This is a genomic window from Tepidimonas fonticaldi, assembly GCF_007556755.1.
GTDB lineage: Bacteria > Pseudomonadota > Gammaproteobacteria > Burkholderiales > Burkholderiaceae_C > Tepidimonas > Tepidimonas fonticaldi.
Genome location: NZ_VJOO01000019.1, coordinates 32,854 through 53,298, shown reverse-complemented (window position 1 = coordinate 53,298; position 20,445 = coordinate 32,854). Strand labels below are relative to the sequence as shown.

The following is a 20,445-nucleotide window of genomic DNA, read 5'->3' as shown; positions in this document are numbered from 1 at the left end:
CGATAGGGCCGTCCTGTTCAGATCCACCGGAAGTCGCCATGCGCAGCCACGTGATCGTCCAATTTGGCCCTGACCGCGAGTACACCTTCGACCTCGACGAGGTGCAGCCCATGCCGCACGACATGGCGCGCCAGTGGCTGGACCAGCAGTTCACCGAACTGGGGTGCGAGCCGCTGCGCCTCAGCGGCAAGGTGCTGACGGCGGACAAGGTGCTGGCCATCGCCCAGGCCGTGGGCGAGACGCGCTTTGCCGATCCGGCGCACCGCCCCTGGGCGATGGTCTATGCCCGGGCGGCCAGCAGCCTGCTGGCCAAGCCGGTCATCAAGGTGGACGTGCCCGGCCTGTCGGTCGGTTACTGAGGGCGCAGGGCGGCGAGCAGCCGCCCATGCACGCCACCAAACGCCCCGTTGCTCATGCACAGCAGGTGGTCGCCGGGGCGCACCGCTGCCGCCACCTGCGCCACCAGGGTGTCGATGTCCGGCGCCACCTGCGCGCGCTCGCCCAGCGGCGCCAGCGCCGCGGCCGCATCCCAGTCCAGCCCGCCCGCGTGGCAAAAGGCCAGCGCCGCGCTCTCCAGCGCCCAAGGCAGTTGTGCCTTCATCGTGCCCAGCTTCATGGTGTTGGAGCGCGGCTCGAAGATCGCCAGAATGCGCTCATCCCGGCGCCCCTCGCGGTCGAGGCGGCGCCGCAGGCCGTCGATCGTGGTGCGAATCGCCGTCGGATGGTGGGCGAAATCGTCGTAGACCGTGACCGCGCCGCCGGGCAACGCCACCGTCCCGCGCACCTCCAGCCGCCGGCGCACATGGGCAAAGCCGGCCAGCGCCTCGGCCGCCACGTCCGGCGCCACCCCCAGGTGTTCGGCCGCCGCCAGGGCGGCCAGCGCGTTGAGCTGGTTGTGCGTGCCGCTGAGCGACCAGCGCACGCGGGCCACCGCTTCGCCCCGGCGCAGCACGGCAAAGTCCTGCGGATCGCCTTCGGCGGTGTAGTCGCTGTCGGCGGCGCCGAAGGTGCGCAGCTCGCTGTAGAGCCCCATGTGCAGCACGCGCGCGATCGACTCCTCCAGCCCGTTGGCGATCACCCGGCCGCTGGGGGGGACGGTGCGCAGCAGGTGGTGGAACTGCCGCTCGATCGCCGCCAGGTCGTCGAAGATGTCCGCGTGGTCGAACTCCAGATTGTTCAGCACCGCGGTGCGCGGGCGGTAGTGCACGAACTTGCTGCGCTTGTCGAAGAACGCGGTGTCGTACTCGTCGGCCTCGATCACGAACGGCGCGCGCGTGCCATCCGTCGGCAGCCGCCCCAGCCGGGCCGAGACGCCAAAATTGAGCGGCACCCCCCCGACCAGAAACCCGGGGGCCAGCCCGGCATGCTCCAGTATCCAGGCCAGCATGGCCGTGGTCGTCGTTTTGCCGTGGGTGCCGGCGACGGCCAACACGTGGCGGCTGTGCAGCACCTGCTCGCCCAGCCACTGCGGGCCGCTCGTGTAGCGCGCCCCGGCGTCCAGGATCGCCTCCATCAGGGGAAACTTGGGCGCCCCGTCCGGGCCGCGCGCGCGGCTGACCACATTGCCGATGACGAACACGTCCGGCCGCAGGGCGAGCTGGTCGGCCCCATAGCCCTCGATCAAATCGATGCCCAGCGCGCGCAGCTGATCGCTCATCGGCGGGTAGACGCCGGCGTCGCAGCCGGTGACGCGGTGGCCGGCCTCGCGTGCCAGCGCCGCCAGCCCGCCCATGAAGGTACCGCAGATGCCCAGAATGTGGATGTGCATGGGGCGCATTATCGCGGCCGGCCGGCGGGCTACCGCCCATCGCGGACAATCCTGCCCATGGACGATGACACGCAACGCGAGCTGGCCGCCGTCGCCGCCGGGCTGATGGTGGACGAGGGGCTGGAGGTGCGACGCGCCCTGCAGCGCGCGCTCGAGCAATTGCGCCTGCCGTCGCGCACCCCGCTGCCCGGTCCGGCGCTCATCGATGCCGCCGTGCGCGAGCATCTGGCGATCTTTCATGCCGGGACGCAGCCCGCCGAGCTGCGCGCCCTGCGCGAGACCGCGCTGGTCTGGATGGAGCGGCTGGCCGAGTTTGCCCCGCTGCTCGGCGGGGCCGTCTGGCACGGCACTGCGACCCGGCTGTCGGACATCCACCTGCAACTCTTTGCCGACGACCCCAAGGCGGTGGAGATCGCCCTCATCAATGCCGGGCTCGATTACGACGCGCAGACGGCGCGCGGCATGCGCGGCCGCGAGGCCGAGGTGCTGAGTCTGGCCGTGCCCTGCGAGGGACTGGGCGAGGCGGTGGGCCTGCACCTGTGGGTCAACGACACCGGGGCGGGGCGGGGCGCCCGCCTGCCCGACGATCTGGGCCGCGTGCCGCGCGGCACCGCGGCCGAGGTGCGAACTTTGTTGGCCGCACCCGACTCCGACCCCTGCAACGAGGAGCGCTACCGATGCAACGACGGGCAATGACGATCGGCATAGCCGCCGCCGCGGCGGCCCTGGGGGCGGGCGTCGCCGGCTGGCGCTTGACCCCCGGTGCGCCCGCGGCGGGGGCGGAGCAGGCCCTGTGGACCCAACAGTGGGACCGGCCGGAGGGGGGCACCGTGGCCGCCGCGGCGTTTCGCGGCCGGCCGTTGCTGCTCAACTTCTGGGCCACGTGGTGCCCGCCGTGCGTGGAAGAGCTGCCGCTGCTCGATCGCTTCTACCGCGAACGGCAGGCCGACGGCTGGCAGGTGCTGGCGCTGGCCATCGACCAGCCCAGTGCCGTGCGGCAATTTCTGCAGCGGCAGCCTCTGTCCTTCCCGGTGGGGCTGGCGGGCTTTGGCGGGACCGATCTGGGGCGCCAGCTCGGCAACGACAATGGGGCGCTGCCGTTCACCGTGGTGTTCGACCGGGCCGGCCGCATCGCGCACCGCAAGCTCGGCCAGGTCAAGCCGCAGGACCTGCAGGCCTGGGCGCAGGGCGTCTGATCACGGCGGCGGCGTCTGCGCCGGCTCGCCATCGGGCGACGCCAGCCGTGCGCGCAGCGCATCGGCCGGCATTGGCCGGGCGAACAAAAAGCCCTGGTAATGGTCGCAGCCCAGGGCGTGCAGCCGCTGCAGTTGTTCGGGGCGCTCCACCCCCTCGGCCACGACTTCCATCGACAGCGCATGGCCCATCTGCACGATGGCCGCCACGATGGCCGCATCGGCCCCGTCCTCGGGCATGGACACGAGGAAGCTGCGATCGATCTTGAGCCGGTGCAGCGGAAAGCGCTTGAGGTAGGTGAGGCTGGAGTAGCCCGTGCCGAAATCGTCCAGCGACAGCTCGACCCCGAGCTCGGCCAGCGCCTGCAGCTTGCCCAGTGCCTCCTCCGCATCGCGGATCAGGATGGATTCGGTCAGCTCCAGCTCCAGCAGGTGCGGGGGCAGCCGGTGCTGCTGCAGGGCGTCCGCCACGTCCTGCACGAAGCGGGCCTGCTGGAACTGCAGCGCCGACACGTTGACCGCGACTTGCAGCGGACGGCCCTCCGCCGCCCAGCGGGCCGCCTGTGCGATGGCGTTTTGCAGCACCCAATGCCCGAGCAGCGCGATCAGGCCGGTTTCCTCGGCCACGCTGATGAACGTGCCCGGCATCACCAGGCCCTGGCCGGGGCGGTGCCAGCGCACCAGCGCCTCGCAGGCCGGCACGGTGCCCGCGCGCAGGTCCACCCGGGGCTGGTAGTGCAGCTCGAACTCGCCGCGCTGCAGGCCCTGGCGCATCGCATGGTCCATCTGGATGCGTCCGAGCAGGTTGGCGTTCATCTCCGGCTGATAGAAGCGGTAGTGCCCCTTGCCCCGCTCCTTGACCTGGTACATGGCCGTGTCGGCGCATTGGATCAGCTCGTCCAGCGTGGCGCCGTCCTGCGGATACATGGCGATGCCGATGCTGCACGACAGCGTGAACTGCATCTTGTCGATGGTGACGGGGCGGGTGATCGCCTCGATGATGCGCTGCGCGGTGACTTCGGCGGCGTGGCGGTCGGCCTCGTGCAGGTGGATGACGAACTCGTCACCGCCCAGCCGCGACAGGGTGTCGGTCTGCCGCAGGCAGCGCTGCAGGCGGGCGGCCACCTCCACCAGCACCTGGTCGCCGAACATGTGGCCGAGCGAGTCGTTGATGCTCTTGAAGCGGTCCAGGTCCAGAAACAGCAGCGCAAACCCGCGGCCGCTGCGCTGCGCCAGGCGGATGGCGTGTCCGACCCGCTCGCCCAGCATGAGGCGGTTGGGCAGGCCGGTCAGCGAGTCGCTGTAGGCGAGCTGTTCGATGCGGCGCTGGGCTTCCAGCTTTTCGGACAGGTCCTTGGCAAACAGCACCGTGTTCAGCGGGCGCCCGTCCCCGTCGCGCAGCAGCACCCACGAGGCCAGCAGCGCCACCCCCGGGCCTTCGGGGCGGCGCAACCACAGCTCGCCTTCCCAGTAGCCCTTGTCGGCCAAGGCCTGGGCGACGTGGTGGGGCCACTGCGGCTGCGACGGGGCATACAGCAGGTCGTCCAGCCGCTCGCCCTGCGGGTCCCGCTCCATGGCCGCGAGCTTGAGGGCGGCCGGGTTGCAGGCCACGATGCGGCGCTCGGGGTCCGTCACCACGATGGCATCGAGGCTGGATTCGAACACCTTGGCGGCCAGCCGCAGTTTGGCCTCGGTGGCCGTGCGCTCCGTCACGTCGCGGTAGACGTGAATGCGCCCGATGGGCCGGCCGCGCGCGAGCTGGGGCCGCGAGGCCCGCTCCAGGATGCGGCCGTTGCGCAGCAGCACGACGTCGTTCGCCTCCAGCAGCGGGGCGCGCTGCAGCTCGCCCAGCCGGCTGTGAAAGCCGCCCGGGTCGGGCACGCAGGCGGCCAGGTGGCTCCAGATGGCGGTGTCGTCCTGGTGCGTCAGCAGGGCTTCGGGAAGGTCCCACAGGGTGGCGAAGGTGCGGTTGAAGGCGCGGATGCGCCCGTCCAGGTCGCAAACCAGAATGCCGTCGGACGACGATTCCAGCGCGGCGCGCAGCTCCGCCAGCAGGGTCTCCAGCCGCTGGCGCGTCTGTTGCCATTCGCTGAGATCCTGCATCGCCACCAGCACCACGGTCTCGCCGCCTTCCGGCGTGACCGGGCTGACGCGCCGCTGCACACGCACCAGTTCGCCGTCGGCGCGGCGCACCGTGGCCTCGGATTCCAGCGTCTGCTCGATGCCGGCCTGCCACTCCTGCCAGTACACATGGTCCTGCGGATCGGCAATCCAGTCCTGCACCGCGCTGCCCACCAGCGCGCCGCGCTCCACTCCCAGCAGCCGGGCGGCCGCGGTGTTGACGGTCAAGATGCGCCGGGTGCGCGGATCCACCACCCACACCGCTTCGATCAACCCCTCGGTGATCGGGGCCCAGTGCACATAGCTCATGTCGGCGTCCCCGCAGGTCCGCTGTCGGGGCGGACGGCGCGCTCGAAAAAGTAGCAGTACCGGGGGCGCGGCTCCAGATAGTCGAGCGCGGCGCGCGGCAGTTGGTCGGCGCGCAGGCTGCGCTGAATCGACAGCGACGGCTCGGCCTGCAGGTCCAGCAGCAGCGCCTCGCTGCGCGGCGTGCGCGGGTCGTGCACCAGCACGCGGGGCTTGAGCGGCCGCGCCGAGTTGACCGCCTGCACCAGCGCAAAGCGGCCGTCGCTCAGTTGCACGATGGAGCCCGGGGGATAGACCCCCACCATACGGATGAAGGCGTTGAGCGTCACCGGGTCGAAGCGCGCCTTTTGCGTGGCGAACAGCAGCGACAGCGACTCGTGCGGGGTGAGCGCGCGCGCCGGGTTGAGCGGATTGCACAGGCCGTCGTAGCGGTTGATCAGCGCCAGCACATGGGCGCAGCGGCTCATGTCCTCGCCCCGGCAGCCGCGCGGGAATCCGCTGCCGTCGGCCGCCTCGTGGTGCTGGGCGATGGCTTGCAGCGCGATGGGCCCCAGGCCCATGGCGCGGGCCAAGCCCACGCCATGGGCGACGTGCTCCTGGTAGACCTTGGCCTGCGCCGCGGTGAAGGCGTCGTCTTTGTGCCGCACGAGGTCGGGCAGCCGCGTCTTGCCGATGTCGTGCAGAAATGCCGCGATCCCCAGCGCTTCCAGTTCCTCGCCTTCCAGTCCGAGTGCCCGGCCAAGCAGCACGGCCAGTACCGTCACATTCATCGCGTGCTGCGCGGCCCGGTCGCCTTGCACGTCGCTGAGCAGCCGGATGGCGGATTCGCCGTGGTCCTGGATCTCGGACAGCATCGAGTCCACCAGTGCCCGGGCCTGCTGCCCAGCGGCTACGGGGGCGCGATCCATTTCGTCCAGCAGGGCGCGGTAGCGCCGCGCGCCCTCGTGGTACTGGCGTTCGCAGCGCTGCAGAGCGCGCCGCTGCTCGGCCAGTGCCTGGGCGCGTTGCTGCGCCGCCGTGTCGGCCGGTGCCTGGGTGGCCGCCGTGGCGGCGGGGGTCGTGGTAGCAGCGGCCTCGCCCGGGGCGCCAGAGGTGTGGGCGGCGGCTTCGGGGGTCAGCGCGTCGCTGCGCGCGGGGTCGATGCGCACCCGCGTCAGGCCGAGTGCGCGGATGGTCTCGATCTGCCGCTCGGACCCGATGCGAAAACTGTTGCGCGGAAACGGATGCTCCATCCAGCCCAGGTCCAGGAGCACGAAATGCCCCACCCGCAGATCCGACACCGGGATCAGGGGCAGCAACAGATCGGACATGTTGAAAATTCCTGGAAGTAGCAGCGCATGGTTCCATTATCGCAATGAACCCGGCGCCACAGGTCAACCCGTCGCCACGGGGTATCAGTCGTACTACAGTACGGCCTGGGCACAGCACCATGTACGTACCGCTTCCGATCGACGACATCACCCTGGGCGAGCCCCTGCCCGTCAACGTGTGGGATCCGCAGGGCCAGTTGCTGCTGCGCAAGGGGCACACCATTCGCGACGAGCGCCACCGCCAGTGGCTGCTGATGCACAACCCCCAGGTCAAGGAAGACGAGTACCGCGCCTGGACCTACCGCTACACCACCGCCATCGACCGCGCTCTGCGCGGCAACCAAAGTCTGGAAGCCATCGCGGGCGTCACCCGTCCGATGGGGTTCGACGACGCGGTCGAGGTCGAGCCCGACGCCCGGCCCATCGACGAAATCTGGGCCGATCTGCATGCCGTGCTCACGCTGCTGCTGCACCAGGGCGAGCAGGCGCAGGACTTCGTGGGCCGGTTTTTGCGGCTGGAGCAGCGCATGCAGACCCTGCTGCGCTCGCGCATCGACGACAGCCTGTTCGTGCTGGTGCAGATGCTGTTCGACCGCGGCATGGGCTACAGCGCCAGCCATGCGCTGCTGTGCGCCGTGATCGGCCGCCTGGTGGCCCAGACCCTGGGCTGGGACGAGACGCGCCAGCAGAGCCTGCAGCGCGCCGCGCTCACCATGAACCTGGGCATGGCCCGGTTGCACGACGATCTGGCCCGGCAGGACGCCGCACTCCATCCCGAGCAGCGCCGGGCGGTGTGGGAGCATCCCCTGCGCAGTGAGGCGATCCTGCGCCGGCTGGGGGTGATCGATGCGGTCTGGCTGGAACTGGTGCGCGATCACCACGAGCAGGCGGGCGGCACGGGCTACCCGCAGGGGCGTGCCGAGGTGGGCGTGGCTGCGCAACTGCTGCGCATGATCGACGTGTACGTCGCCCGCATCAGCCCGCGCCACGCCCGCTCGGGTCTACCGTCCCCGCGCGCCGCGCGCGATGTCTACCTGGATGCGAGCGGGGCGCCGACGCCGCTCGGGACCGCCTTCATCAAGGCGCTGGGCCTGTACCTGCCGGGTACCTTCGTCGAACTGGTCAACGGCGAGGTGGGCGTCGTCGCCCGCCGCGGCCGGCGCGCGAACACGCCATTGGTGCTGGCCATCGTCACGCGCGACGGCCTGCCGCGGGGCGAGCCGCCGTTGCGCGACACCAGCGAACCCGCCTACGAGATCCGCCGCGCCGTGGTGCCGGATGAAGTGAAAGTGCGCCTGCAGCCGGCCCGTTTGTTGGCGCGGTTGTAGCGAGGTTGCGTGGGCAAGGGGGCGCCAGGTGTCTGGCCTACCGGCAGCGCCGCAAAAACGAAAAAACCCTGCGATGCAGGGCTTGCGTCGTGGTCCAATGACCGGAAAACTGGTCGGGGTGAGAGGATTCGAACCTCCGGCCTCTACGTCCCGAACGTAGCGCTCTACCAGGCTAAGCTACACCCCGAGGTCTGCAACTGCTTGCGACGAATCGCGTCAGGATCGTCGCAACAGCAGCTGAGCCGCTAATTGTAGCAGAGCTTCGCGGTATCGCTCGCGCTGCGCATCGCCGTCGGTGGGCAGGGCCTGCGCGGCGTCGATGGCGCGCTGGGCTTCGGCGGCCGCGTGGGCGCGCGCCTCGGCCAGGCCGCCGCTCGTGCGCACGATGGCGACGATCTCGTCCAGGCGATCGCCGCCGCCTTGCTCGATGGCGTCGCGGATCAGCGCCGCCTCGTGCGGCGCGCAGCGGCGCAGTGCGCAGATGACCGGCAGCGTCACCTTGCCCTCGCGCAGGTCGTCACCCAGGTTTTTGCCCAGCTCCGTCGCGTCGCCCTCGTAGTCGAGCACGTCGTCGACGATCTGGAACGCCGCACCCAGCGCCTGCCCGTAGGTGGCGCACAGCGCCTCGGTGGCCTCGTCCGCGCCGGCCAGCAGCGCGGCCAGCCGGGCGCTGGCCTCGAACAGCTTGGCCGTCTTGGCGCGGATGACGCGCAGGTACGCCGCCTCGTCCAGCGCGGCGTCGTGCATGTTCATCAGCTGCAGCACCTCGCCCTCGGCGATGACGTTGGTGGCGTCGGCCAGCACGCGCATGATGCGCATGTCGCCGCAGTCCACCATCATCTGGAAGGCGCGCGAGTAGAGGAAGTCGCCGACCAGGACGCTGGCCGCATTGCCGAACACCTGGTTGGCGGTGTCGCGCCCGCGGCGCAGGGTGGACTCGTCCACCACGTCGTCGTGCAGCAGCGTGGCGGTGTGGATGAACTCCACCACAGCCGCCAGCGTGTGCCGGCGCGCATCGGCGCAGCCCAGCGCGCCGCAGGTCAGCAGCAGCAGCGCCGGCCGCACGCGCTTGCCGCCCGAGCCGATGATGTAGTGCGCCACCTGGCCCACCAACGGCACGTCGCTGCCCAGGCGCGCGCGAATCACGCCATCGACCGCCTGCATGTCGGCGGCCACCAGCTGCAGCGCCTGGGTGGCGGATGGGGGGGAAGCGGTGGCTGAGGTGTCCAAGATGGTGGATGTCGGCTGGGGCGGTGTGACCGCAGGCAGGGCACGGGTCCGCCGGGTTGTCCCTGGATTATAGAAACCGATCGCGCCCTGGCCCCCTATAATGGCGGCAGTTTCGCGAGGAGCGTTGCAGCGTCCGGACTGGGATCGGTTCCCCCGGCGCGAGGCTCGACGGAACCGCCGCCCGCGCGCACCCCGGCGCGCCGCGGCGATGCTGGCAACGACGCTCACCCACCGGCGTGTGGCGTGAGCTTGCAAGCCCCCGCCGGTGGCCCCCTCAAAGCGTAGGAGTCACCGCATGAACGCACCGCTGCACCCCCCCCTGCCGACCGACTGCGTCGTGGCCGACCTCGGCCTGGCCGACTGGGGCCGCAGGGAAATCCGCATCGCCGAGACCGAGATGCCCGGCCTGATGGCGATCCGCGAGGAATACGCGCCGAGCCAGCCGCTCAAGGGCGCGCGCATCGCCGGCAGCCTGCACATGACGATCCAGACCGCCGTGCTGATCGAGACGCTGCAGGCGCTGGGCGCGCAGGTGCGCTGGGCCTCGTGCAACATCTTCTCGACGCAGGATCACGCGGCGGCGGCGATTGCCGCCGCTGGCACGCCGGTGTTCGCCTTCAAGGGCGAGACGCTGGAGCAGTACTGGGACTACACGCACCGCATCTTCGAGTTCGGCCCGGCCGGCAGCCCCGACGAGGGCCCGAACATGATCCTGGACGATGGCGGCGACGCCACGCTGCTGATGCACCTGGGCAAGCAGGCCGAGCGCGATCCGTCGGTGCTGGATCATCCGGCCAGCGAGGAAGAGCGCGTGCTGTTCGCCGCGATCCGCGCGCGGCTGGCGCAGGATCCGACGTGGTACAGCCGCAAGGCGGCGCAGATCATCGGCGTGACCGAGGAGACCACCACCGGCGTCAATCGCCTCAAGCAGATGGCCGCGCGTGGCGAGCTGATGTTTCGCGCCATCAACGTCAACGACAGCGTCACCAAGAGCAAGTTCGACAACCTCTACGGCTGCCGCGAGTCGCTGGTGGACGGCATCAAGCGCGCCACCGACGTGATGATCGCCGGCAAGATCGCCGTCGTCTGCGGCTACGGCGACGTCGGCAAGGGCAGCGCGCAGGCGCTGCGGGCGCTGTCGGCCCAGGTCTGGGTGACCGAGATCGACCCGATCTGCGCGCTGCAGGCGGCGATGGAGGGCTACAAGGTTGTCACGATGGACTGGGCGTGCGACAAGGCCGACATCTTCGTCACCGCCACCGGCAACAAGCACGTCATCACCTACGAGCACATGGCCCGGATGAAGGACCAGGCCATCGTCTGCAACATCGGCCACTTCGACAACGAGATCGACGTGGCGGCGCTGGAGGCGCGCTGCCGCTGGGAGGAGATCAAGCCGCAGGTCGATCACGTCATCTTCGAGGACGGCAAGCGCATCATCCTGCTGGCCAAGGGGCGGCTGGTCAACCTGGGCTGCGCCACCGGCCACCCGAGCTACGTGATGAGCAGCTCGTTTGCCAACCAGACGATCGCGCAGATCGAGCTGTTCACGCACCGCGACTTCTACGAGAAGGGCAAAGTCTATGTGCTGCCCAAGCACCTGGACGAGAAGGTGGCGCGGCTGCAGCTCAAGAAGCTCGGCGCGATGCTGACCGAGCTGACCGACGAGCAGGCCGCCTACATCGGCGTGCCGAAGGAGGGGCCCTACAAGCCCGACACCTACCGCTACTGACGGCGCGCGGGGCATGCGGGCCGACCAGGCGCTGGTGCAGGCGGGCCTTGCGGCGTCGCGCTCGGCGGCGCAGCGGCTGATCGCCGCCGGCGCGGTGCGCTGGCGCGCGGGCGACGGCGCACCGTGGCAGCCGCTGCGTAAGGCGGGCGAGGCGGTTCCGCCGCAGGCGCAGTGGCAGCTGGCGGACGACGCCGAGGTGCGCTACGTCTCGCGCGGCGGGCTCAAGCTCGCGGCGGCGCTGCAGCGCACCGGGGTGCCGGTGGCCGGGCGGCGCTGCCTGGACGTCGGGCAGAGCACCGGCGGCTTCACCGACTGCCTGCTGCAGGCCGGCGCCGCCCAGGTGGTCGGGGTGGACGTCGGCCACGGCCAGCTGCACCCGCGGCTGCGCGCGGACGCGCGCGTGGTGGCCATCGAAGGCTGCAACGCGCGCGAGCTGAGTGCCGAGCGGCTCTTGGCCGCCGGCGGCCCCGCGGCCGCGCCGCCGTTCGACCTGATCGTGGGCGACCTCTCGTTCATCTCGCAGACGCTGGTGTGGCCGGCGCTGGTGCCGCTGCTGGCGCCGGGCGGCTCGATGCTGATGCTGGTCAAGCCGCAGTTCGAGCTGCAACCGGGCGACATCGGCAAGGGCGGCGTGGTGCGCGACGAAGGGGCGCTCGCCCGCGTGCGCCAGCGCATCGAGCGCGCCGCGGCGGCGCAGGGTCTTGTGCTGCGCGACTACTTCGACAGTCCGATCGCCGGGGGCGACGGCAACCGGGAGTTTCTGGCATGGCTTTGCCGTTGAGTTTCGAATTCTTTCCGCCGAAGACGCCGGAGGGCGCGGCCAAGCTGCGCGCGGCGCGGCAGCGGCTGTACGCGGCGCGGCCGCAGTTCTGCTCCGTCACCTATGGCGCCGGCGGCTCCACGCAGGAAGGGACGTTGGCCACGGTGGCGGAGATCCTGGCCGAGGGCATGGACGCGGCGGCGCACTTCTCGTGCATCGGCGCCACGCGCGAGCGCGTGCGCGCGCAGCTGGCCGAGCTGCAGCGCATGGGTGTGAAGCGCCTGGTGGCGCTGCGCGGCGACCTGCCGAGCGGCTACGGGCTGGGCGGCGAGTTCACCTACGCGCGCGACCTCGTGGCCTTCATCCGCGCCGAGTTCGGCGCCGCCTTCCACATCGAGGTCGCCGCCTACCCCGAGATGCACCCGCAGGCGCGCTCGCCGCAGGCCGACCTGCAGGCGTTCGCCGACAAGGTGCGCGCCGGGGCCGACGGCGCCATCACGCAGTACTTCTTCAACACCGACGCCTACTTCCGCTTCGTCGATGACGCGTATGCGCTGGGCGTGGAGGTGCCGATCGTGCCCGGCATCATGCCGATCACCAACGCCACGCAGCTGATGCGCTTCTCGGACGCCTGCGGCGCCGAGATCCCGCGCTGGATCCGCCTGCGGCTGCAGGGCTACGGTGACGACGTGGCCTCGATCCGCGCCTTCGGGCTGGACGTCGTCACCGACCTGTGCGACCAGCTGCGCACCGCCGGCGTGCCGGGCCTGCACTTCTACACCATGAACCAGGCTGAGCCGACGCTGGCGATCCTGCAGCGGCTGGGTATGATCGGCGAGTGACGAGGGTCGGCGCCGCACACCACGGCGAACAGGCCGACGCCTCGTGGAAAGGGCGCGATGGACTGGATCGAAGAAGCCCGCCGGCAACTGGACGGCGCGCTGCCGGCGGGCAGCCGCGTGATCTGGTTCGGTTCGCACGCGCGTGGTCAGGCCCGGCCTGACAGCGACCTCGATCTGCTGGTTGTCGAGCCCGAGGTGGCCGACCGTCACGCCGAGATGGCGCGGCTGGCGGCCCTGCTGGGGCGAGCGCGCATCCCGGCTGACGTGGTGGTGATGAGCGCGGCGGCCTTCGAGCGGCAGGCGGGCGTCGTCAACACGCTGGCGTGGAGGGTCCAGCGCGAGGGGCGGGCACTGTGAGCGATGCGCTGGCCCACGCACGGCAGCTGCTGGCGCAGTCGCTGGAGGATGCCGGGCTGCCGTTGCCGCAGCCACCGGAGGCGCTGGCCGCGCTGGGTGCCATATGGCGTGGCGCTGTGCTACGACGCCCTCTTGGGCGCACTGGTTCGTCGAGGGAGGCGGGCCGTAGCGCTGTCACCCCCCGCGGCGGATCAGCGCCAGCGGCCCGTACCAGGCCGCCGCGCGGGAGCGGGTGTTGTTGGCGTCGGTCATCAGGCCGACGGCGACGAGCGCCGTCGGCGTCTCGCCAAACGCAAGCCGCATGTCGGCCAACGGGTCGCGCTCCAGCTCCAGCCAGCGGCCCAGATCCTGCGCGCCGCTGGCGGCGACCAGCTTGCGGATGCGGCCGGTGCCGGGGTGGCGCACGACGGTGCCGACCGGCAGCCGCGCATCCCACACATACATCAGCGTGGCATCCGGCAGCGGCTCGCCGGTGACCAGGCGCGCCAGCTCCGACAGGTGGTGGTCGCGCGGCGTCCAGTGCTCGCGCCCGCCTTCGAAGGCCAGGATCACGCGCGCCACCGCGTCGTCGGTGTCGCGGTCGGATAGGTCAAAGGCCGGGTTGAGATCGTCCACCCACCACGACCAGCGCAGCGCCGCGATCTCGGCGGCCGGCACGCGCAGGCGCATGCGCACCGCGGAGGTGCCGGCGTCGCTGTCGGCGCGCAGGGCCGGCCGGCCGCCGTGCTGGCCGGCGCGGTAGTGCGTGATGCGCCGCTGCGGAAAGACGTGGTGCTCCCAGCGCGCGCCGGGGGCGAGCTGGCTGGTCTGCGCCCAGGCGGAGTCGGCCAGCGCGGCCTCGCCGCCGTCGGCGTCACCCGCGGGCCGCGGCCGCCCGGCGCAGCCGGCCAGCGCCGCGGCGGCGCTGGCGCCCAGCCATGCCAGCGTTTGGCGGCGGTTGGCGGAGTGCAGGGTTTCGGACAGGTGGCTTGGCATGGCGCGACGTTATAGCGCACGGTCATGCCGTCATGACGCAAATGTCGTGGACGCTGCCGCGGCCGGTGCGCTATCGTTGCCGCCGTTGCGTTTTTTGAGGAGAGCTTGCCGATGCGATTCGAGACCCAGGCCGTGCACGCCGGCTACCGCCCCGATCCGACGACCAAGGCCGTCGTGCCGCCGATCTACCAGACCGTGGCGTACGCGTTCGACAGCGCGCAGCACGGCGCCGACCTGTTCGACCTGAAGGTGCCGGGCAACATCTACACGCGCATCATGAACCCGACGCAGGCGGTGCTGGAGGAGCGGCTGGCGGCGCTGGAAGGCGGCATCGGCGCGCTGGCGCTGGCCTCCGGGCAGGCGGCCATCACCTACGCCATCCAGACCATCGCCGAGGCCGGCGACAACATCGTCTCGGCCAGCGCGCTCTACGGCGGCACCTACAATCTGTTCGCGCACACGCTGCCGCAGTACGGCATCGAGGTGCGCTTCGCCGACAGCGACCGGCCCGAGACCTTCGAGCCGCTGATCGACGCGCGCACCAAGGCGATCTACTGCGAATCGATGGGCAACCCGCGCGGCAACGTCACCGACATCGCGGCGCTGGCGGCCATCGCGCACCGCCACGGCGTGCCGCTGATCGTGGACAACACGGTGCCGAGCCCCTACCTGTGCCGCCCGTTCGAGCATGGCGCCGACATCGTCGTGCACTCGCTGACCAAGTACCTGGGCGGCCACGGCACCAGCGTCGGCGGCGCGATCGTCGACTCGGGCAAGTTCCCGTGGGCCGAGCACAAGGCGCGCTTTCGCCGCCTGAACGAGCCGGACGTCAGCTACCACGGCGTCGTCTACACCGAGGCGCTGGGGCCCGCGGCCTACATCGCGCGGGCGCGCGTGGTGCCGCTGCGCAACATGGGCGCGGCGATCTCGCCGTTCAACGCCTTCCTGATCCTGCAGGGCATCGAGACGCTGCCGCTGCGCATGGACCGCATCTGCGACAACACGCTGGCGGTGGCGCAGTTCCTGCGCCAGCACCCCAAGGTGCGCTGGGTGCGCTACGCCGGGCTGCCGGACGACCCCTACCATGCGCTGGCCCAGCGCTACCTGGGCGGGCGCGCCTCGGGCCTGCTGACGTTCGGCATCGAGGGCGGGCGCGCCGCCGGCGAGCGCTTCCTGGATGCGCTGCAGCTGTTCACGCGGCTGGTCAATATCGGCGACGTGCGCTCGCTGGCCACGCACCCGGCCAGCACCACGCACCGGCAGCTCTCGCCCGAGGAACTGGCCAAGGCCGGCGTCACCGAGGACACGGTGCGCCTGTGCGTCGGCATCGAGCACATCGAGGACCTGCAGGCCGACCTGGCGCAGGCGCTGGCGGCGGCCTGATCCCGGCCGCGCGGGGTTCAGGGGCCGGTCTGGACGTCAGGCCTTGGGTTCGCCGGCATCCACCTTCCACGCCGCCGCCGGCCCCTGGCGCAGCGCCGCCAGCAGCCACGGCAGCGCCTCGCGCAGCTGGCCGGCCAGGGTGTAGGGCGGGTTGACGACGAACACGCCGCTGGCGCGCAGGCTGCCGGCCGGGCGGCCGCGCGCGGCGGCGGCCTTGGCCGCCGGGTCGGCCGGCGTGCCGATGTTGAGCTCGGCCTGCAGCCACGCGCGGCCGTGGTGCTGCGCCAGCGCCCGCAGCCGCCTGGGCAGCGCGTGCGCCTGCTCGCGCGCGATCACCGGGTACCAGACGACGTAGCAGCCGACCGCCAAGCGCCGTAGGGCGTCGGCCACGACGGCCGCGACCAGGCCATAGTCGGATTTGAGCTCGTAGCTGGGGTCGATCAACACCAGCGCGCGCCGCGATGGCGGAGGCAGCAGCGCCTTCAGGCCGTCGAAGCCGTTGTCGCGCCGCAGATCGATGGCCGGGCGTGGCGTGCGCGCGCGCCACTCGCGCACGGTGCGGTCGAGCAGCCGCCCGTCGGTAGGGTGCAGTTCGAACAATTTGAGCGCGTCCTGCGGCCGCAGCGCCGCTTGCAGCAGCGCTGGCGAGCCGGGGTAGTGCTGCAGCACCCCATCCGGATTGAGCGCGCGCAGGCAGTCGATGTAGTCCTGCACGGCCGCGGGCAGGGCGGCTCCCGCCGCAGTGGCCGTTGCCGCAGCCTGCCACAGCGCGCCCACGCCCTGGGCCGCCTCGCCGGAGGTGCGGGCCTGCTCCTGGTCCAGCCGGTACAGGCCGGCGCCCGCATGGGTGTCCACCAGCAGCAGTCCGCCATCCTTGGCCTGCAGATGCCGCAGCGTGGCCAGCAGCGCGATGTGTTTGAGCACATCGGCATGGTTGCCGGCGTGAAAGGCGTGTCGGTAGCTGAACATGGCCCGATGGTAGCCGAGTGACGCCCGGATGCGCATGTTTGCCGAGATCCGGCTAGAATCTCGTGTTTCGCAGCGAAAGCCTGGGCCCCGCGGCGAAATCTCCCCCCACCTAAGAGGCTGCCGGCAGAGCAGCGCCGACCGTGGAAAAGGGCCCGCCCAAACCACAGGAAACTGACATGACCAAAACCTTCAGCGCCAAGCCCGCTGAGGTGGTGCATGAGTGGTTTGTGATTGACGCCACCGACAAGGTGCTCGGACGTGTCGCCAGCGAAGTGGCACTCCGGTTGCGCGGCAAGCACAAAGCCATCTACACCCCTCACGTCGACACGGGCGACTTCATCATCGTCGTCAACGCCGACAAGATCAAAGTCACCGGCAACAAGGCCCTCGACAAGATCTACTACCGCCACACCGGCTACCCGGGCGGCATCCGCTCGATCAACTTCCGCGACATGCAGGCTAAGCACCCCGGCCGCGCGCTGGAGAAGGCCGTCAAGGGCATGCTGCCCAAGGGCCCGCTGGGCTACGCCATGATCAAGAAGCTCAAGGTCTACGCCGGCCCCGAGCATCCGCACGGCGCCCAGCAACCCAAGGCGTTGGAAATCTAAGGAGCGGCCATGATTGGTGAATGGAACAATGGCACGGGCCGTCGCAAGTCCAGCGTCGCGCGCGTGTTCCTCAAGAAGGGCTCCGGCAAGATCACGATCAACGGTCGCGACATCCAGGCCTACTTCGGCCGCGAGACGTCGATCATGATCGCCAAGCAGCCCCTGGTGCTGACCAACCACCTCGAGACGTTCGACATCCAGGTCAACGTCCACGGCGGCGGTGAATCCGGCCAGGCCGGCGCGGTGCGCCACGGCATCACCCGCGCGCTGATCGATTACGACGCGAGCCTCAAGCCCGCGCTGAGCGCCGCCGGCTTCGTCACCCGCGACGCCCGCGAAGTCGAGCGCAAGAAAGTCGGTCTGCGCAAGGCCCGTCGCGCCAAGCAGTTCAGCAAGCGCTGATCCGCGGCCCCGGGTCCGGTCCAACCGCCCACCACGCCTCGTGGGGGGCGGTTTTTTTTTATGGCCGTGGGGCCGGTTGCCCGGGTATCCCTGACCGCGGCAGGGGTATTGACCCCCCGTCGTTTGGGAAAAACCCGAGTGTTTTGCTATCCTTTTCGTCCATCACAGTCAGGAACCGAGTCATGTCCGCCCTTGCCGAAACCGTCGCTACCCCCGAGACCGAGATGCCGGCGCCGCTCGTCTTCACCGACGCCGCCGCTGCCAAGGTGGCCGAACTGATCGCCGAAGAGGGCAACCCCGACCTCAAGCTGCGCGTCTTCGTGCAGGGCGGGGGGTGCTCGGGCTTCCAGTATGGCTTCACCTTCGACGAGGTGATCAACGACGACGACACGCAGATGACCAAGAACGGGGTCACGCTGCTGATCGACGCCATGAGCTACCAGTATCTGGTCGGCGCCGAGATCGACTACAAGGAAGACCTGCAGGGCGCGCAGTTCGTGATTCGCAACCCCAACGCGACCACGACCTGCGGCTGCGGCTCCAGCTTCAGCGTCGGCTGACGCGCCCGCGGGGCGCGGTCCTCAGGCGGGGTAGATCGCGCCCAGAATGCGCGGCCCGCGCGCCCCGGTGACTTCGGTGGCGTTGCCCGGCTGGCCCAACAGGGTTTGGTGCGCCAGCCACGCAAACGCCGCCGCCTCCACCCACTGCACGGGCCAGCCCAGCTCGGCGGTCGTGCCCACGGTCGTGGCAGGCAAGCGCTGCGCCAGTCCATCCAGCAGGGCACGGTTGTGCGCGCCGCCGCCGCACACCCACAGCCGCTGCGGGCCCGTCCCCGCCGGGGTGCCCCAGGGCACCCCTTCCACGGCGCGCGCGATGCTGTCCACCGTCAGGGCCGCCAGTGTCGCCTGCACATCCACCGGGCGCAAGCCGGGGTGTCGCGCCAAGCGCTCGTCCAGCCACGCCAGATTGAAGTGATCCCGCCCCGTGCTGCGCGCGCCGGTGCGGCCGAAGTAGGGGTCGGCCAGCAGATCGGCCAGCAGTGCGGGCACGACGTGGCCTTGTCGGCCCCAGGCACCGCCCGCGTCGTAGCGCGCCCCGGTGTGGCGGGCGCACCAGCCGTCCAGCAGCACATTGCCCGGCCCGGTGTCGAAGCCGCGCAGGGCCCCGTCCGCGCACAGCGCCGTCAGGTTGGCGATGCCGCCGATGTTGACCACGCCCACCGCCATGCCCGGCTGGCCGAAGGCCGCGCGGTGGAATGCGGGCACCAGCGGCGCCCCCTGGCCGCCCGCGGCAATGTCGCGGCTGCGAAAGTCCGCCACGACCGCGATGCCGGTGGCCTCGGCCAGCCGGGCCGACGCCAGGAGTTGCAGGGTGTAGGGCGCCTCGTGCGGCCCCAGACGGGGGTGACCCGGTGGCATGTGGCGCACGGTTTGCCCATGCGCACCGATGGCCGCCACCTGACTGGGAGCGGTGCCGCTGCGCTCGAGCAGTTGCCCCACGACCGCGGCATAGACGTCGGCCAGCGCGGCGCCGGCCTGGGCGGCGCGGTGCAGCTCGTCGGGGCCCGGTTGCTGCAGGTCCAGCAGCAGCGCGCGCAGGGGCTCGGGCAGCGGTGCGCTGGCATCGGCCAACACCCGCCCGGCTTCGGTGCCGCCGCCAAACTCGACCAACACCCCGTCGACGCCGTCGAGCGACGTGCCGGACATCAGGCCGATGCAGCGCACGGGGGTAGGCTGCCGGCGCGGGCGTTACTCGGCGCTGGCCTGCACCAGGGTGGCGGCGGCGGCCAGTTGCTCGCGCATCGCGACGGCCACCCGCTCGAACGCGGGCCGCCAGCGCGCCTCGATGGGCTCGCCGCCGGTGTTGTCACGCGCCAGGATCAGCGGATCGCGGTGCGCGCCGCCGACGATGTATTCGAAATGCAGGTGCGGCCCCGTGGCGGTGCCGGTGGCGCCGACGGCCCCCAGCGTTTGCCCCTGCTCGACGCGCTGCCCCTTGCGCACATCCACGCGGCTCAGGTGGGCGTAAAGCGTCTTGCGGTTTTGCTTGTGCTGCAGGATGACCACGTTGCCGTAGCCGCGCTGCCAGCCGGCAAACTCCACCACCGCATCGGCCACGCTGCGCACCGGTGTGCCGGTGGGGGCGGCATAGTCCACCCCCAGGTGGGCGCGCTGGTCGCCGTGCACCGGGTGGAAGCGCATGCCGTAGCCGCTGCTCACCCGCGAGAAGGCCAGGGGCGACGCCAGAAAGGCCCGTTGCAGGCTTTCGCCCTTGAAGTTGTAGTAGGCCCCCTTGGTGCCGGGTGCCTGGAACCACACGAGCTGGTGGCGCCGCCCGGCGTTGACGAATTCGGCCCCCAGCAAACGGCCGTAGCGCAGGACTTCGCCGTCGGCCTCCAGCGCCTCGTACACCACCTGGAAGGCGTCGCCGGCGCGCAGGTCGCGCCGGAAGTCGATTTCGCCGGAGAACAGGTCGGCAAGTTGGGACGCGATGCCGTCGGGCAGGCGCGCTGCGTCCGTGGCGGCGAAGAGCGACGTGCGGATGGTCCCGCTGGCCAGCCGCACCGTGGGCGTCAGCGCCGGGCTTTCCAGGCTGGAGCGCCAGGTATCGCCGTCGCGATGCACGGTTAGCCGCTGGTAGGTCGGGCTGTCGTCGCGGGGCAGCCAGCGCACCGTCAGCCGTTGCAGACGCCCGTCGTCGTCGACCTCGGCGCTCACCAGCTTGCCGGGCCGGCCGCGCCAGACGTCGGCGGCCTGCCGATCGCGGCGCAGAAAGTCGGCCGCCGCGCGGTCATCGACGCCCAGGCGCTGCAGCAGCGTGGCCAGGGTGTCGTCGCGGCGGGTGACGTCCGTGCGGTAGAGGATGAAGGGGGCGACCGGCGCGCTCGCCGCAGGGTCGGCGAAGGCGACCTCCACCGCTTCGGTGAGCTGGCGCCGCGGCAGGTCGTCGATGGCGGCGTCGAGCGAACCGGTGCCGAAGGCCGTGACCCCCGTGCCCAGCAGCAGCGCGCCCAGTGCCGCCATGACCCGGCGGGGATGGCGCTGCAGCCAGCGCTGCCATGTGTGTAGCCGTTCAATCATGCCGTATCCGGTGGGCGGGCGGGTTGTACACGACAACGCCGCCCATACCGCGGTACCTGCCGGGCAGGCCCGCGGGGCGTG

20 protein-coding genes and 1 tRNA gene are annotated in these 20,445 nt (G+C 71.1%); 12 read left to right on the top strand and 9 right to left on the bottom strand.

Going from position 1 to position 20,445, the window contains the following annotated elements; all coding sequences use genetic code 11:
* Window positions 1-38: 38 nt before the first annotated feature.
* A complete protein-coding gene (locus Tfont_RS10005) occupies window positions 39-359 on the top strand; it encodes a hypothetical protein (protein ID WP_068606745.1) in 321 nt (106 codons plus the stop codon).
* Here Tfont_RS10005 and mpl read toward each other — a convergent pair.
* Window positions 353-1,768 carry a UDP-N-acetylmuramate:L-alanyl-gamma-D-glutamyl-meso-diaminopimelate ligase gene (gene mpl, locus Tfont_RS10000; RefSeq protein WP_143969313.1) on the bottom strand — a complete coding sequence of 472 codons (1,416 nt, stop codon included), beginning with the start codon at window positions 1,766-1,768 and terminating at the stop codon, window positions 353-355. The genes Tfont_RS10005 and mpl overlap by 7 nt on opposite strands.
* Before the next feature lie 57 nt (window positions 1,769-1,825).
* Between mpl and Tfont_RS09995 the strand changes: the two genes are divergently transcribed.
* Together Tfont_RS09995 and Tfont_RS09990 are read left to right on the top strand one after the other, a co-directional pair.
* Window positions 1,826-2,464, top strand: a complete 639-nt coding sequence (locus Tfont_RS09995) for a hypothetical protein (protein ID WP_068606747.1) — start codon at window positions 1,826-1,828, stop codon at window positions 2,462-2,464.
* Window positions 2,446-2,964: a TlpA disulfide reductase family protein gene (locus Tfont_RS09990; protein WP_143969312.1), complete on the top strand. Its 519-nt coding sequence runs from the start codon at window positions 2,446-2,448 to the stop codon at window positions 2,962-2,964. Before Tfont_RS09995 ends, Tfont_RS09990 begins: the two co-directional genes overlap by 19 nt.
* Here the strand turns inward: Tfont_RS09990 and Tfont_RS09985 are convergent, their stop codons facing one another.
* Both Tfont_RS09985 and Tfont_RS09980 read right to left on the bottom strand, forming a co-directional pair.
* Entirely contained in the window at window positions 2,965-5,391 is a 2,427-nt protein-coding gene (locus Tfont_RS09985; protein WP_143969311.1) for a sensor domain-containing protein, read from the bottom strand.
* Window positions 5,388-6,698, bottom strand: coding sequence for an HD-GYP domain-containing protein (locus Tfont_RS09980; protein WP_143969310.1), 1,311 nt, complete (start codon window positions 6,696-6,698; stop codon window positions 5,388-5,390). The genes Tfont_RS09985 and Tfont_RS09980 overlap by 4 nt, the downstream gene beginning before the upstream one ends.
* Window positions 6,699-6,817: 119 nt before the next feature.
* Between Tfont_RS09980 and Tfont_RS09975 the strand changes: the two genes are divergently transcribed.
* A complete protein-coding gene (locus Tfont_RS09975; protein ID WP_185974513.1) occupies window positions 6,818-8,026 on the top strand; it encodes an HD-GYP domain-containing protein in 1,209 nt (402 codons plus the stop codon).
* 110 nt (window positions 8,027-8,136) lie between these two features.
* On the opposite strand, the gene Tfont_RS09970 is transcribed toward Tfont_RS09975, so the two are convergent.
* Window positions 8,137-8,213 (bottom strand) — tRNA-Pro (locus Tfont_RS09970).
* Between the two features lie 29 nt (window positions 8,214-8,242).
* Window positions 8,243-9,190, bottom strand: coding sequence for a polyprenyl synthetase family protein (locus Tfont_RS09965; RefSeq protein ID WP_143969318.1), 948 nt, complete (start codon window positions 9,188-9,190; stop codon window positions 8,243-8,245).
* Window positions 9,191-9,551: 361 nt separating this feature from the next.
* Here Tfont_RS09965 and ahcY point away from each other — a divergent pair, with 361 nt between their 5' ends.
* Genes ahcY through Tfont_RS09945 form a run of 4 tightly spaced genes read left to right on the top strand, consistent with a single transcriptional unit; the run spans window position 9,552 to window position 12,947 of the window.
* Window positions 9,552-10,988, top strand: a complete 1,437-nt coding sequence (gene ahcY / locus Tfont_RS09960) for an adenosylhomocysteinase (protein ID WP_143969308.1) — start codon at window positions 9,552-9,554, stop codon at window positions 10,986-10,988.
* Window positions 10,989-11,001: 13 nt separating this feature from the next.
* Window positions 11,002-11,769 (top strand): TlyA family RNA methyltransferase, encoded by a 768-nt coding sequence (locus Tfont_RS09955; protein ID WP_068606763.1) that lies wholly within the window; start codon window positions 11,002-11,004, stop codon window positions 11,767-11,769.
* On the top strand, window positions 11,754-12,590 hold the full coding sequence (gene metF, locus Tfont_RS09950) for a methylenetetrahydrofolate reductase [NAD(P)H] (protein WP_068606765.1): 837 nt from the start codon (window positions 11,754-11,756) through the stop codon (window positions 12,588-12,590). Before Tfont_RS09955 ends, metF begins: the two co-directional genes overlap by 16 nt.
* Window positions 12,591-12,647: 57 nt before the next feature.
* Window positions 12,648-12,947, top strand: coding sequence for a nucleotidyltransferase domain-containing protein (locus Tfont_RS09945; RefSeq protein WP_143969307.1), 300 nt, complete (start codon window positions 12,648-12,650; stop codon window positions 12,945-12,947).
* Window positions 12,948-13,121: 174 nt separating this feature from the next.
* On the opposite strand, the gene Tfont_RS09940 is transcribed toward Tfont_RS09945, so the two are convergent.
* Window positions 13,122-13,922, bottom strand: a complete 801-nt coding sequence (locus tag Tfont_RS09940; RefSeq protein WP_143969306.1) for a DUF3047 domain-containing protein — start codon at window positions 13,920-13,922, stop codon at window positions 13,122-13,124.
* 111 nt (window positions 13,923-14,033) lie between these two features.
* On the opposite strand from Tfont_RS09940, the gene Tfont_RS09935 reads away from it, so the two are divergent.
* The gene (locus tag Tfont_RS09935; protein WP_068606770.1) at window positions 14,034-15,305 is read left to right on the top strand and encodes an O-acetylhomoserine aminocarboxypropyltransferase/cysteine synthase family protein; all 1,272 of its coding nucleotides are present in this window, start codon (window positions 14,034-14,036) and stop codon (window positions 15,303-15,305) included.
* A 36-nt stretch (window positions 15,306-15,341) separates the two neighbouring features.
* On the opposite strand, the gene Tfont_RS09930 is transcribed toward Tfont_RS09935, so the two are convergent.
* On the bottom strand, window positions 15,342-16,274 hold the full coding sequence (locus tag Tfont_RS09930; protein WP_068606792.1) for a 23S rRNA (adenine(2030)-N(6))-methyltransferase RlmJ: 933 nt from the start codon (window positions 16,272-16,274) through the stop codon (window positions 15,342-15,344).
* Between the two features lie 176 nt (window positions 16,275-16,450).
* Here Tfont_RS09930 and rplM point away from each other — a divergent pair, with 176 nt between their 5' ends.
* From rplM to erpA, 3 genes are all read left to right on the top strand, one after another.
* On the top strand, window positions 16,451-16,882 hold the full coding sequence (gene rplM / locus Tfont_RS09925) for a 50S ribosomal protein L13 (protein WP_068606772.1): 432 nt from the start codon (window positions 16,451-16,453) through the stop codon (window positions 16,880-16,882).
* Window positions 16,883-16,891: 9 nt separating this feature from the next.
* The gene (rpsI, locus tag Tfont_RS09920; protein WP_068606774.1) at window positions 16,892-17,284 is read left to right on the top strand and encodes a 30S ribosomal protein S9; all 393 of its coding nucleotides are present in this window, start codon (window positions 16,892-16,894) and stop codon (window positions 17,282-17,284) included.
* A 182-nt stretch (window positions 17,285-17,466) separates the two neighbouring features.
* Complete coding sequence (gene erpA / locus Tfont_RS09915; protein WP_068606776.1) at window positions 17,467-17,844, top strand: iron-sulfur cluster insertion protein ErpA; 378 nt, start codon at window positions 17,467-17,469, stop codon at window positions 17,842-17,844.
* A 21-nt stretch (window positions 17,845-17,865) separates the two neighbouring features.
* On the opposite strand, the gene Tfont_RS09910 is transcribed toward erpA, so the two are convergent.
* Window positions 17,866-19,008: an anhydro-N-acetylmuramic acid kinase gene (locus Tfont_RS09910; RefSeq protein WP_260682350.1), complete on the bottom strand. Its 1,143-nt coding sequence runs from the start codon at window positions 19,006-19,008 to the stop codon at window positions 17,866-17,868.
* Between the two features lie 24 nt (window positions 19,009-19,032).
* Window positions 19,033-20,364, bottom strand: a complete 1,332-nt coding sequence (locus Tfont_RS09905) for a M23 family metallopeptidase (protein WP_143969304.1) — start codon at window positions 20,362-20,364, stop codon at window positions 19,033-19,035.
* Window positions 20,365-20,445: the final 81 nt, after the last annotated feature.